This window comes from Synechococcus sp. UW179A (assembly GCF_900473965.1).
Classification (GTDB): Bacteria; Cyanobacteriota; Cyanobacteriia; order PCC-6307; family Cyanobiaceae; genus Synechococcus_C.
Map to the genome: position 1 here is coordinate 192,294 of NZ_UCNJ01000018.1, position 12,977 is coordinate 205,270.

Genomic DNA, 12,977 nt, shown 5'->3' on the forward strand with positions numbered 1-12,977 from the left:
TTCTCGGCATGGTGATTTAGTCGGCACCAACCGCCAGACGGCGGGCCTCTCCCAACTGTTCTGGTGTATCCACCGACAAGGATGTTCCCTCGACAGAAAACGTGGCAATCGTGTGACCGGCTTCGATCAAACGCAACTGCTCCAAACGTTCCAGATCTTCCAGCGGAGACACTGGCAGTTGATCCCAGCCAGCCAGAACATCCCCGCGAAACCCGTACATCCCTACGTGCCCCCAGTAATCCGCGTGCTGATGCCAATCAGATGGATCAACATCCCTCACATGAGGAACCGCGGAACGGGAAAAATAGAGGGCCCGTCCATCATGAGCGAGCAGCGTCTTCACAACAGCAGGGTTATGGATGGTGTCGGGATTGAGCCGATACACCGGAGTAACAACAGCCGGCACTGGATCACGCTGTGCAAACTCATCAACCATCTGCGACACAACAGCAGAATCAAGAAAAGGCTGGTCCCCCTGCACATTGATCACAGCAGTGCTTTGAAGGCGTTGATGCCGATGAGATGCATTCCAATGCTCAGCATGCTCTCCCCAAGCCAGCGCCACAAGCTGATCAGCAACCGAAGCGATGCGCTCACTACCTGAACTGCAGTTCTGAGAGGTCATCAGCACGGAATAACCCCAGCCTGTGGCGAGGTCGTGCAAGCGATTGCTGTCGGTGCAGAGCACAACGGCATCAGGCCCATCCGCCTGCGCACACCGATCCAAAACCCGCTGAATCATCGGCAAGCCACCGATTTCAGCCAGCACCTTGCCAGGTAGACGCGATGAAGCGAGCCGGGCTGGGACCGCCACCACCGATCGTTGAATGGTCAAAGACTCCATGGCCGTCTAATCCCAGAGCTTCATGGCGTCATCACGAGCGCCAAACCACTCAGCCGCCAATGCACCTCCCATCGAGCGCTGTTCTCTGAACCAGGGACCACCAAGCGTCCAGTGCAGCAGTCGCGGTCCACCTTCCGCCACTGCCCGAGCGGGGGCCTCCTGAACATCGACCAGATGATTCCATTTCGAATCAAGCGCTCCGATCATGTGATCGCCGTCAAGCCAATGGAAACGATGCAACTCCAAACCAGTTGCGGTGTTGACGTAATCCACAGTGAGTTGAGTACAACGACTGCAGTTGAGCAGCATCAGCGAGCTCCAATTCTTCTTGGGATAAGCGCTCTGCACCTCGCCAAGGAACTTCACTGTTTCTCCAGGCACATGCTCATGCTGAACACACATGGCCCCATAACCATCGTCACGTTGATCCCAGAGCGCCTTGATGTCGCCACGGCAGAGCATGTCGCAGTCCATGAACAGAGCCCAGCCCTGGTATCCCATTAGATAAGGGACCAGAAAACGCGTGAATGAAAAAGCAGTGCTTTGCTTTGGGTCACGTTCCCGCCAAAACAAACCCTGAGCTTCAAGCTGTGGAGTCACTAAAGGGGTGATCGCCAAGGGAGCAGAACTCGATTGGTAGAGGCTGTCGATTAAAACGTTGGTGGCAGCTCGCTCTCGCGGGTCATAACCAATAAAGATCGGAATCGAACTCTCCGTCACCACAGGTTGCTCTCGCTAGAGCGAAGGTTACGGCCAACGCAAGAGTGAGACCTAAGCTGCCGCCCTCAGCAGAGACACCATGACCGCACGGCAGGTCACCCTCGAGTCGATCACGTTCGCTAACGACGCTCCATTTGTATTGATCGGCGGAGTCAACGTCTTGGAGTCAAAAGACTTCGCCTTAGAGATCGCAGGGCAATACAAGCAGATCTGCCAAAGGCTCAACATTCCGCTGGTCTTCAAAGCGTCCTACGACAAGGCAAATCGGTCATCGATCCATTCCTACCGAGGCCCTGGCTTGGACGAGGGACTGAAGATCCTCGACGCGGTCAAGGAAGTCCATCGGATCCCTGTGATTACAGACGTCCACAGTGCTGAGCAAGCAGCTCCTGCAGCCGCAATTTGCGACATCATCCAGCTACCGGCCTTTCTCGCCCGTCAGACCGATCTGGTGGAAGCAATGGCCCGCACCGGCGCAGTGATCAACATCAAAAAACCACAATTTCTTAGCCCGTCCCAGATGGGCAACCTTGTAGAGAAATTCCGTGAATGCGGCAACGAACAGCTGCTGATCTGCGAGCGGGGCAGCAACTTCGGTTACGACAACCTTGTGGTGGACATGCTCGGCTTCGGAGTGATGAAGCGGTGCTGTGATGAACTTCCTCTGATTTTTGATGTCACCCACGCCCTCCAGTGCCGAGATCCTGGCGGAGCAGCTTCCGGTGGCCGTCGCAGCCAGATCGTCGAGCTCGCCAGAGCAGGCATAGCCGTAGGACTCGCCGGACTTTTCCTTGAATCTCATCCTGAGCCTGATCTTGCACGCTGCGATGGACCTAGCGCCTTACCGCTTGGACAACTCGAGAGCTTTCTCACTCAAGTCAAAGCAATTGATGACGCTGTCAAGAGCATGCCAGAGCTCGTGATTCACTAACAATGCAAACAAAAACTGTTGTGTTTGAACAACGCTGGAGTTGCTGGCTGGCTGGCCTCTCTTGCATCGCCTTAATCATCGGAACAGGCTTATCACTATGGCTTCGCGCAAGCCAAAGCGCCAACCAGCTCCACCAAACAATTTCCACTTATTTCACCACCAGTGCTAGAGATTACAACAATATTTCACACACAATATTCATCTTTATTTTAGTTGTTTTAGCAGCAGTCTTACTGCAATCAATACGCCTTGGCTACGGCAAAAAAACCAAAATATCAAGCACAAAGAGCTGGTGGTCAAGCCTAGTAAGCGCTGCCAAAAACCACCCAGCATTGACCATTATTTTCACTGCATATGTTATCTTAATGGTACAAGAGAGTAGCTGGTTTTACAAGGAAATTCTCACCTGGTACGACGATATCTACACGGATCATTTACTCAATAACTTCAGCTTAAGAGAAAGTTTTATCAGCGAGACAATGAGAAGAAACGATTTTCGTTTCTTCCCTTTGTCTCACCAAGATCTTCACATCTTGAGCTGGATAACACCGTACACAAAAGTCTGGTCACTCGTCAGCGCCGTTGAGCTAATCGCGACGATTATCTTCGGATGCAAAATTGTCGAGCTTGCAAACAAAGGAAAATGCAGCGCTTCAATAATGATCATGGGGGCACTCCTATTCCTCTTCACAAGTGCAACCGCATTCAATTATTTTCAATTTATTTATAGCGAGAGGGTGCTAACTTGCTTGCTTGCATTATTTGCTTATCAATACTGTATATATCAACAAGAAGGCAGCACAAAGAATGGACGAGCCGCCCTACTGTTTGCACTTTTTATTCCCTTCTTCAAGGATACAGCGATCATCCTAGTCGCCATTCCAGCAATCACAACAATCGCTCTAGGGAGCCTTGGAAAAATCAAGAATTATCCTCGCTGGAACTCACTTAGTCTCTCGATGTGGGCAAAAGCATATGCACTGGAAATCGCGATCTGCAGCCTGATCCCCTTCTTTCTTGCATCTTTTGTGATTTTGAGTGCCCTGCCAAGCATTGCCGTGGGAGTTCAGCGCTATGACTCACATCTAGGCTTCTCATCTCTTGCACTCGATACACGCCTCATTGTTTTTATCGGCTTTATCGCCACTCGCCTCTGGCTCATCCAACGCAATAGGGTCGAAGCGACTGTCTTGGATGGCCTCAACCTTGCAGCACTGACCTATGGATTTGCACTTTTCGGATTAGTCGGCCTCGAAGGAAGCAATTACATGACACTGCCGATCCAGTTCGTAGCCGTTCTGGACATCCTGATGATTTGGGAAAGCCTGGCCGCTCCTCGACTACAAAAGATGGTCAACCCCCGCCAAGCACAGGCCATTGCTCTAGGAGCAACTGCGTTACTACTGACATTCGAAGATCGTCAATCCGAAACATTTCGCCAAAGCACTGAATTTATTATCAGGAAACAAAGATCATGGCGAAAAACGTTTAACAAAACCGAAAAACTCGCCGTCAAAGCAAAGAGAAGAGGCGAGTCCATCACACTGATTTATTCAAAAGGCTGGTTTCAACATTCTGATCAAATGAAATCCCTTCCCTATGACAGGCTTGTTTATTACGATGTTGACACGAGAGAATATAAAGTTAAAGAAGGTGCTGGCAAAGGAATGCTTTACACACCCAAAAAGGGCGATTACCTGATTGACATTGATACCGGCAAAAAGCTAACGCGATACGGAATTGACCTGAGCCAATATGAACTTCTTTACCAAGAACGGCCAAATCGCCAATATGGGAGAATTTTTCGCCATCTCTGATCCAAGTCCGACTTAATCGATTACTTATAGGTCTAATAAGTCTCTAAATCCTGAGCGACAGACTGTTCAATTCAACCGCTCGTTAGAAAGCTTTTTAATCGTCTGAATGCACAAGCCTGCGGTTCAGCCGAGCAACCCAAGGGAACAGCAGTGCCACTTGCGCAAGTCCGGATGGCTGCTGCAACCAGGCACCGTCGTAGCGAATGGATTGACCACGACTGGCATCAAATCGCATCCGATTTCCAGAAAGGATGTGACTGTTGGAATGCTGTGCTGGCGCCAGCATCCGAGGATCAAAATCAATCTCCAACCACTGACACAACCTTCTCAGGCTTGCTTCCGGATCGAGCGCCAGCTGTTCATAGCCAAGCCGGTACACAGGCCGACCCGTGGAGTCCAGTCTCGATGCCTGCCGCGCATTGACGCGACACCAGCGCAGCAGAGGCTTCAGACCAGGCAACCATTGCCGGCGACGACGGCCGTCACGGGTGCGGGAATGAACCCAGCTGCGAATATCCCGGGTGAGATGAACAATCCGAATGTCCAGGTCAGGATCCTCCAAGAAAGGAAGCACCATGTCGTCTTGGTACGAATCCACCGCCCAGACCGCCTCGGGATGATTCGTCTTCACGCCATCCAGAAGCCGCAACGTTTTCTCTGCCAGTGAGTGTCCGTCATGTGCTGGCAGCCATTCCAGCATCGGTCCCCACACGGGGCACTGGGCAGCAATTGCACCACAGGTGCAGCAGCGCTTGAAGCGCAGTTCACGGCGTAGCTGGGCAGGACCACGAGACTCATCCCCAGGCGCTGGCCGCTCGAGGATCCGTGCAGCCTCCCCCAGGCCCACCAGCTGAGGATGCGCTCCCAGGGAAAGATCCAGAATCGTTGTGCCGCTGTGGCCAAGACCACGGATCAACAGCAACCTGCGCCTTGGGATCGCATCAGCGGTCATCACAGCGACTCCGACCGGTCTTGCATGACCTGATGCAACAGCTGGGAGACCTGCTGAAGGTGATGCTCGATAGTGAAGCGCTCCTGAACACGCTGGCGCCCGCAGTCTCCCAGACGTGCAGCAAGAGCTGGATCCTGCACCAGCCGAGCCATCGCCTGCGCCATAGCGGTCTCATCACCTTCCTCAACAAGCAGACCGCTCTGTCCGTCCATCACCACTTCAGGAATCCCGGCATGGCGGGTTGCCACCACGGGAAGTCCACTGAGCTGTGCCTCCATCACCGCAACGGGATTGCCTTCACTGTCGCCATCGGGCGCCACCATCGAATGCTGAACAAAACCCCGCACCTGCCGCATCAGATCGGCCACTTGGGCCTGGGGGCACTCACCGAGTAAGCGGACATGCTCCTGCAGCTCCAAGTCGCGCACCAAAATGCGCGCCTGCTTCAGCAGAGGTCCGTCGCCCACCATCCAGAGAGCCGGTTGAGGAGTGACTGGCCCAAGGCTTTGGCACATCTGGGCAAAGGATCGAATCGTCTGCAGAGGGCCTTTTTTGGCAACAAAGCGACCAACCGCCAACAACCGAGGCGGTGTCTGAGCCGGTTCACTGCCATGAAAGAGATCACTGTTTGCACCGGAGGGACTGATCAACAGTCGATCGGATCGTGCACCCAGCGTCAGCAAGGTGTCGGCCATCGGCCTGGATTTAACGATCACGCCCGCAGCGATGTCCAGCAGTCGCCTGTAACGCTCGCGCAAAAGGCCCAAGCGACCCTGCGCTGAGGCATCGGAACCACGGAAATGCACCACTAACGGCACACCACTCCAAGCACACGCCTCCATCACCCGAACCGCCTCGAAGCCGAACTCGACCATCACCACATCCGGTTGATGGCGTCGGATCAAAGCACGCACCACCACTGCCGCAGGCCAGCCAGCCAGACGCAGCCACGACAGACGGGTGAACAGCTTACTGAGCCAAATCGCAGTGCCATAGGTCAGTCGCCAAGGTGCATGAAGGGGTCGCTCATCGCCGAAGTAGGCCGTCACCGCAAACGGCAGGCCCTGCAGATTGGCGCGAACAAAGGTTTCGCTGGCGGCCCGCGCCGTGGGTGCCAGCACCAACACCCGTTCCCTCTCCAGCTCGCGGCGCTGACTAGCCACGGTCATGGCTCTGCCTTTCATCACGGTGCAGGCAGAGCCAGCACCGAACGCCAGTGGGGCTCAACCACCACCCAGTCAAGAGACCGCAGTGTCTCTCGAGCCGCGTCGCCACAGCGCTGGCGTAGTTCGGCATCCTGCATTAATCGCCGCAACGCCGCGGCAAAAGCAACATCGTCGTCCGTTCCCACCACAAGACCCTCTCTGCCATCACGAACCATCTCCAGTGGACCCGGCGAAGCGTTACTCACCACTGAGGGCAAACCGGCTGCCATCGCCTCCAACAAGGCATTGGGCATCCCCTCAAACCGGGATGGCAAGGCGAAAATCGAGGCCCGCTGCATAAAGTCCAGGGGATCTGATCGAAATCCCTCGAAGCGGACCTCAGAGCGCAAGTGTTGCTGATCCACCAAGTCTTCCAATGCCTCACGCTCTGGCCCATCCCCCACAAGGGTCAATCGCCAGCCCTGCCGGACGGATCGCGGAAGCAGGGCAAAGGCACGGATCAGTACATCGAGTCCTTTTTGCGGAACCAACCGCGCCACAGCCAGCACTTCCTGCTGCCGCCGAGAGGAGCATCCATCCCCTTCTCGCAGACTGAGACCCGCAGGGAGTGGATTGGGCAACAGGTCTAAGCGTTGCCAGTGCCCCATCTCCTGCAGAGCCTGCAGAACGCCTTCGGTATTGGCCGTAACCACATCAGCACGACGGTAATAAACGCAGCGCAGGCGATTCCAAAGTCGATCCAGACGCTGCAGTCGGGGGTCATTGCGTTCCGAAACCACGAGATGAATTGGAAGATCCCAAACCGCAGCGCAGCAGAGAATGTTGGTCTTGGTGAGCAGCGCCAGCACGCGGCGGGGGCGATGCTCCAACATCAGCTCGCGCAGTCGGCGGTAGATCACCCCTCCAGCCCCTCTCATGCACCAGTTGAGCAAGCGAATGGGAAGGGCATCGGAACCAGGCTGAATCTTGGCCTCGATGAGGGGCCAGGTCCATTGCATGAAGCGCAGCACCAGTGCCATCGTCACCCGAATCAACAAGCGCCGCACCTTGATGCACTGCGCCACGCAGAACCGACGAGCGCGGGCAAGTAGCGATCGATTCCAGACGTCCCTCAGCCAGGGATGAACATTGAGATCGTCATCAGGGCCAAGGTCAAATGTCGTGATGTTTTCCGGCAAACGGTGTTTGATCGGATGACCATGTCGCAGCGAGAGCACCCGCACCTTGTATCCCTGAGTAGCAAAGTGCTCAGCCGCCAGCAGGCCTACTTTCTGGGCTCCTCCTGCGCCGAGGTGAGGCAGCACCACCCAGAGATCATCCATGGCACAACCGCCGCATGGCCTCTAGACAATCACGTCGCAGACGCTGCTCGGCGTACTGCTCCCGCACCAGCAGGGCCCGCTCGCCCATCCAACGGCGACGATCAGGGTCCTCCAATAAGCCCGAGATCGTCTCGACCCATTCGTCAGCACTGGCCCCCATCGGCAACAGCAGCCCGTTCTCTCCATGGCGGATCAGATCAGCAGGACCCGTCAGACAGTCGCTGGCGATACAGGCACAACCGGCAGCCATGGCCTCCAGCAGCACATTCGGGAAACCTTCGAAACGCGACGGCAGGACGAACACCGTTGCCCTGGCATACCAACTCGCCATGCTGCCGCTGACCCCTGGCATCAGCAAACGCTGCTGCAGATCTGAGTCTTTGCTGAGCATTTGGCGCAACCACTGCTGCTGATCAAGGCCTTGATACAGCCCTGGAGCAAGGCCAAGCAGCGCCAGGTGAAGACTCGGATCTCGGCGAGCGAGTATTGAGAAAACAGGCATCAAGCAATCAAACCCCTTCTGACGCGCTTTAGTACCTGCAGCAAGAATCAGCGGCTTCCCGGGCGCCAGCCAGTCGTCGGGCTCCAGCAGGGGATCACGATCAGGCAGTGGCCAGCTGACTGAATTGGGAACAAGCTGTTGTCTGCGAACTCCACAGTGCTGACGCAGCCAGTCACCGGTCACCCGTGTCTGCACCCAATGCAGATCCGCCCAGGGGTAGGTGCAGCGACGCAACCAGCGCCATGGGATCGCAGGCGGTTTGGCAGGAGGGTAGTTGCGTTCTGAGATCAACGTTCGCAACGGCAGACCGGCACTGGCCAGCAGCAGCTTGACTGCCGGCAGGGTGGTCACCCCCACAGCGAGATCACTGCCGTGGCGACGCAGCAGCTGCCGCAAAGCCAGCACTCGAAAAGGAAAGGCAAACCAGCCAAGCCAACGCAGCAACGGCGCCAATGGTGGCTCCACCCAACGCTGAACTCCCAACGGCACGGGGTAGGCATCCAACTCTGGCCCCTGGCGAGTGATCACCACCACCTGCCAACCCTCGTCCCTGCACCAGCGGGCCCACTGCAGCAAAACTCTTTCGGCACCACCGAGCTTGAGGGAATCAATCGTGAACGCAACCCGGATGCCCGCCATCAGAGTGGCTTAAGCGACTGCAGAAAGCGCCGAGCTTTCTCGGCCCGCTGGCGGCGAAGGTCGGGGAAGTAAACCAACAGCACAGGATCCACCAACCGCTCCAAATCTGGACGAGCTTCAGGTTCCTGCGGCAACCACCGGCAGTTCTCAAGCATGGTGACCACCGCTTCAGCAAAGCCGCGGTGGTCTTCATGGGTCTCGTTGGCGATCAGGTCGAAACGATCGGCATGACAGGCCTGACGCAAACGTTCCATCTCAACGACAACCGCATCAAAACGAACAGCATCTTCGGCATGCCAGGCCATCACGGCTGCAATCGTGAGGCTGCGCATGATGTTGCGGGTCATGCGCGTTGCAGTGGTGAGATCAATAGCGAATGGGTCATAGCGTCGCGCACTGGCCAGCAGTTCGCGGGAGGCTTGCTCGAGAGCTGGGGTGTCGTTCAAGGCCATCAAGGCCCGAAGTCGGGTGAGTTGGGCTGAAATTAGTAATTTCGCCCGGTTTTCACGATTGGGCTTCAAACAGCGATAAGTGTCGGGATCCCCCTCCAGAACAGTCAGGATCATCTCCAGCCCCTCAACACCACGACGCAAGGCCTCGCCATCCTTGGCATCGATCGCCCGATAGGTTCTGACAACTCTGCAATAACCTGAGTAATGAAGGGGCAGAGCGGTGCTGGAGGCCAGCACATCAAAGAGCAGTAGTTGATCGATACGACTACCAGGGCGGGAACTGCGGCGAAACAACAGCTGATGAAGAATCTCGGCAACGCCGTCTTGCTGCCAGATCCTTTCGATCAAACGACAACCTCCGAGGTTGTCACCCACTGCCAGGCGTCGACTGGCGAGATCACTTAACAAGGCGATATTGGTCGAATGCCCTTCCAGCCATCCCTTCAAGACCCGCTCGGACAAATGCTGCTGTCCAAAACGATCCAGCACTGTGAGACCTGTGAGTAAGAGCTGTGCAGACAGGCGAGAGCGGCTCCATTGACGACGCACCGCGTGGTAAGGAGGAGCCTGCGGCGCCTGCGGTTCATCAGGCATCAAGCCGTGATGATCCAGACAATCGAGCATTGCCCTTGTGCGCGTGCTGTAGGTGTGAAGCCGCGCTCGTTCCAATCGCAGCTCCAGGACGGGACCCTGTTGTGCGAGAGCTCGATGGATCGCAGCTTCAAACGCCACCGCATCAGGGGGGCAGAGCATGGCCACATCAGCCTGATCCTCCAGGGCAGGGATGGCAGTCGCCACCACTGGACGACCAGCGGCTAGGTACTCGAAAAACTTCATCGGGTACATGTGCCGGGTGTAGTCGTTGAGTTGCAGCGGCAGCAAGGCCACATCCGCATGGGCCAGGTAAGCCGGCAGGGTGCTGTAGTTCCTCGTGCCGAGCAGGTGCACATTGGCCAGCTGCCTCCAACTGCTCACATCCGTGTTTGGATCTGTTTCCCCGACAGGCCCGATGAACAGATAAGTCCACTGCGGAGTACGCCCCATCAGCGCTTCCAGCATCTCCAGCTCCAACTTGTAGGCATCGATGGCACCGATGAAAATCAGAACCGGACCAGTGGAGGCGGGCCAGTCGGCGGGTCGCGGCAGATGCTCAGCAAGTGCCTGACCGAAGTGGTCGGCATCAGCCACGTTGCCGAAACGATGGCTGCCAGCATTCAGAGATCCCAGAGCAGCGTGCAGCTGGGGGGATGTCGTGAACAAAGCGTTGGCAGCAGCGCAGAGATTGCGCTCGGCCGCCTCCAGCACGTCAACTGGCATGCCGGGCTGGGCCTGAATCCGGTCAACACAGAAATAGACAACAGCATGAAACCTGCTCAAACGCAGATAAGCCCGGGTCTGGGGATTGAACGTCCACAACAGCGGACGACGGAGGTCGAGAACCAGATCGGCCACAAACAGACTGAGATTGAGGCTCCAGCGGTTCAACAAACCCGCCAGGCCGCGGACTTGTCCAGGCAGAACAAGTGGTGAGACCACCCAAACCCCAGAACGCACCTTCCTAGGGAGACGCAATCCACGCCTTAGCCGCCTGAGAATCCTTCCCGAGTCGGAACGATCCACACGCGGTCCACGCACGCCAAGTGAATCGACGTAGAGCACGCGATGACCGAGATCTGCGAGCGCCGCCGCCACATGCTGTTTGTTGGTCCAGAGCGGATGATCCCAGTCGGCGGTCGAAAGAACGACGAAATCTGCCATACCTGGTTCAGGTGGCGCCAAATAGGGTCATTTCACGGAAACTCTCGGATCGTTCACACAGCTCGTCAAAACTGCCGCTGGCCACAATCCGACCGTCGACGATTTCGTAAATGCGATCGCACTTCTTCACTGTGGACAGACGATGGGCGATCACAATCGTCGTGCAGCGACGACCGACGATATCGAGAGCCTGCATAACGTCATGCTCAGTTTTGTTATCAAGAGCGCTGGTGGCTTCGTCAAGCACAAGAACTTTGGCCTCTCGATAAAAGGCGCGGGCGAGTGCCAGTCTCTGACGCTGCCCTCCAGAAAGCTTGGCTCCATCATCGCCCACCATGGTGTAAAGCCCATAGGGCATTCCACCCACCACATCATCGAACTGTGCGGCTTCAAGAGAGGTCCAGACACGGGCATCATCGATCGAATCCGAATGCTGTCCGAAGGCAACATTGTCTCGCACACTGCCACTCGTCAGCCTTACGTTTTGAGGCACAAACGAACAATTAGCCTGCCACGCTGGAAGCTCCTGGGCTGTGACAGGAATTCCGTCGATGCACAATGATCCATTCGAAGGTTTGTACAAACCAAGAATTAAATGAGCAAGCGTAGTTTTGCCGCTTCCGGTTTTACCAACAAATGCAATCCTAGATCCGCTGGGAATCGTTAGATCAATATCGTGGATCACATCAACATCTGATTGCCGAAAAGAAAAGCTCACTTTTTTGAGCTGAATAAACCTCTGCGGCACCAGACCATTTGGGGAAGGAACATCCGCCGAATCAAGCAGCAACCGGTCGGGATTCAGTTGCAGTAGATCGAGAGCTTCTTCCATTTGCGGCAGGCCACCCCGAAGCTTATTGACACTACGAAACAGAGATTGCAAAGGCCCTGAAATTCTCAACAGTGCGATCAAAATCGCTGATATTTCCGGCAAAGTATCCTGGAAAGAGTCAAGATTTCCACTCCAAAGAGAAGGCGTTATAAATACAGCAAACAAGATTGTGATTCCCGCAGGTTCAATCACCAATCGAGGAATATCCGGCAACAGCCTGCTGATGCGGTCATAACGCTTTGCTATTCCACCGTCCCTTGCAAACCGAGACCCAAAAAAACCTTCAGCTCCATACAACTGAACCTCACGCATTGATCCTATCGATTCACTCAGAATCATTGAAATGCGCTTTCGATAACGTATTTTTTGTTTCGTCGCTAAACGCAGATAGGGAGTAATCAGCCTTGAAGCGACCACATAAGAAAACACCATTAATGAGAAAATGATGAATGCCTTAACACCCAACACGAGAACAATTCCCGTGATGAGAGAGAGAATCGAAACAAGATTTCCAGAGCTGGTGATTAAAGGAGCAATTACTCCAGTGGAAACATTGTTAAAAATCCGATTGAACTGCAGAGCAATTCCTTTGGACCTCCCTCCCACGAAGAACTCATACTCCTGACGCATCAGCGTGAGGTAGACGCGGTTCACGAGGTCATTCCAGATTTCGGCACTGAGCAGGCTCTGCATCAGCGAGACGCCGAAGCGCACTCCAGAGGCAAGCCAGAACGTGAGGATCAGCAGAGCAACGATCCAACCCGCCTGGTCCAACAGGGCTCCACCAAAAACCTTGATCCCAGGAATCTTGTCCTGCAGATTGTTACCGGCAAGCAATCCAACCAGGCGTGCCAGCAAGGCAACCAGAAAAACATCCATCACCCCCTGAAAGAAGGCAGCCACCATCACCACCAGGAGCTGCTGATTGCGCCGGCGAGGCAGATAAGCCAGCAGCTTGCGCAGGTTGGTCAAGGTCTGGCTTTGAAACGGCATTGAAGCCCTCAGCTTTCAACCTTGAGCGTTCAAGGCGCTATCCACGTGC

The 12,977-nt window shown here is 55.4% G+C and carries 10 protein-coding genes; 2 read left to right on the plus strand and 8 right to left on the minus strand.

Annotated elements, in window-relative coordinates; all coding sequences use genetic code 11:
• Positions 1-16 precede the first annotated feature (16 nt).
• Together kdsB and DXY31_RS09855 are read right to left on the minus strand one after the other, a co-directional pair.
• On the minus strand, positions 17-835 hold the full coding sequence (gene kdsB / locus DXY31_RS09850; protein ID WP_114993668.1) for a 3-deoxy-manno-octulosonate cytidylyltransferase: 819 nt from the start codon (positions 833-835) through the stop codon (positions 17-19).
• Positions 836-850: 15 nt separating this feature from the next.
• The gene (locus DXY31_RS09855) at positions 851-1,564 is read right to left on the minus strand and encodes a hypothetical protein (protein ID WP_371639300.1); all 714 of its coding nucleotides are present in this window, start codon (positions 1,562-1,564) and stop codon (positions 851-853) included.
• 79 nt (positions 1,565-1,643) lie between these two features.
• Between DXY31_RS09855 and kdsA the strand changes: the two genes are divergently transcribed.
• Complete coding sequence (gene kdsA / locus DXY31_RS09860) at positions 1,644-2,495, plus strand: 3-deoxy-8-phosphooctulonate synthase (protein ID WP_114993590.1); 852 nt, start codon at positions 1,644-1,646, stop codon at positions 2,493-2,495.
• A gap of 2 nt (positions 2,496-2,497) precedes the next feature.
• Positions 2,498-4,312, plus strand: a complete 1,815-nt coding sequence (locus tag DXY31_RS09865; RefSeq protein WP_114993591.1) for a hypothetical protein — start codon at positions 2,498-2,500, stop codon at positions 4,310-4,312.
• Between the two features lie 94 nt (positions 4,313-4,406).
• Here DXY31_RS09865 and DXY31_RS09870 read toward each other — a convergent pair whose 3' ends face one another.
• The 6 genes from DXY31_RS09870 to DXY31_RS09895 are packed head-to-tail and all read right to left on the minus strand — an operon-like array spanning position 4,407 to position 12,928.
• Complete coding sequence (locus DXY31_RS09870) at positions 4,407-5,264, minus strand: sulfotransferase (RefSeq protein WP_114993592.1); 858 nt, start codon at positions 5,262-5,264, stop codon at positions 4,407-4,409.
• A complete protein-coding gene (locus DXY31_RS09875) occupies positions 5,264-6,433 on the minus strand; it encodes a glycosyltransferase (protein ID WP_114993669.1) in 1,170 nt (389 codons plus the stop codon). The genes DXY31_RS09870 and DXY31_RS09875 overlap by 1 nt, the downstream gene beginning before the upstream one ends.
• 14 nt (positions 6,434-6,447) lie before the next feature.
• Entirely contained in the window at positions 6,448-7,752 is a 1,305-nt protein-coding gene (locus tag DXY31_RS09880) for a glycosyltransferase (RefSeq protein WP_114993593.1), read from the minus strand.
• Positions 7,745-8,893 (minus strand): glycosyltransferase, encoded by a 1,149-nt coding sequence (locus DXY31_RS09885; RefSeq protein WP_114993594.1) that lies wholly within the window; start codon positions 8,891-8,893, stop codon positions 7,745-7,747. The genes DXY31_RS09880 and DXY31_RS09885 overlap by 8 nt, the downstream gene beginning before the upstream one ends.
• Positions 8,893-11,103, minus strand: a complete 2,211-nt coding sequence (locus DXY31_RS09890) for a glycosyltransferase (RefSeq protein WP_114993595.1) — start codon at positions 11,101-11,103, stop codon at positions 8,893-8,895. Before DXY31_RS09890 ends, DXY31_RS09885 begins: the two co-directional genes overlap by 1 nt.
• 7 nt (positions 11,104-11,110) lie before the next feature.
• A complete protein-coding gene (locus DXY31_RS09895) occupies positions 11,111-12,928 on the minus strand; it encodes an ABC transporter ATP-binding protein (RefSeq protein WP_114993596.1) in 1,818 nt (605 codons plus the stop codon).
• Positions 12,929-12,977: the final 49 nt, after the last annotated feature.

Coding starts and splice junctions, on each gene's coding strand:
- kdsA (WP_114993590.1), top strand. CDS start 1,644: ATGACCGCACGGCAGGTCACCCTCGAGTCGATCACGTTCGCTAACGAC.
- DXY31_RS09875 (WP_114993669.1), bottom strand. CDS start 6,433: ATGACCGTGGCTAGTCAGCGCCGCGAGCTGGAGAGGGAACGGGTGTTG.
- DXY31_RS09885 (WP_114993594.1), bottom strand. CDS start 8,893: ATGGCGGGCATCCGGGTTGCGTTCACGATTGATTCCCTCAAGCTCGGT.
- DXY31_RS09890 (WP_114993595.1), bottom strand. CDS start 11,103: ATGGCAGATTTCGTCGTTCTTTCGACCGCCGACTGGGATCATCCGCTC.
- DXY31_RS09895 (WP_114993596.1), bottom strand. CDS start 12,928: ATGCCGTTTCAAAGCCAGACCTTGACCAACCTGCGCAAGCTGCTGGCT.
- DXY31_RS09880 (WP_114993593.1), bottom strand. CDS start 7,752: ATGGATGATCTCTGGGTGGTGCTGCCTCACCTCGGCGCAGGAGGAGCC.
- DXY31_RS09865 (WP_114993591.1), top strand. CDS start 2,498: ATGCAAACAAAAACTGTTGTGTTTGAACAACGCTGGAGTTGCTGGCTG.
- DXY31_RS09870 (WP_114993592.1), bottom strand. CDS start 5,264: ATGACCGCTGATGCGATCCCAAGGCGCAGGTTGCTGTTGATCCGTGGT.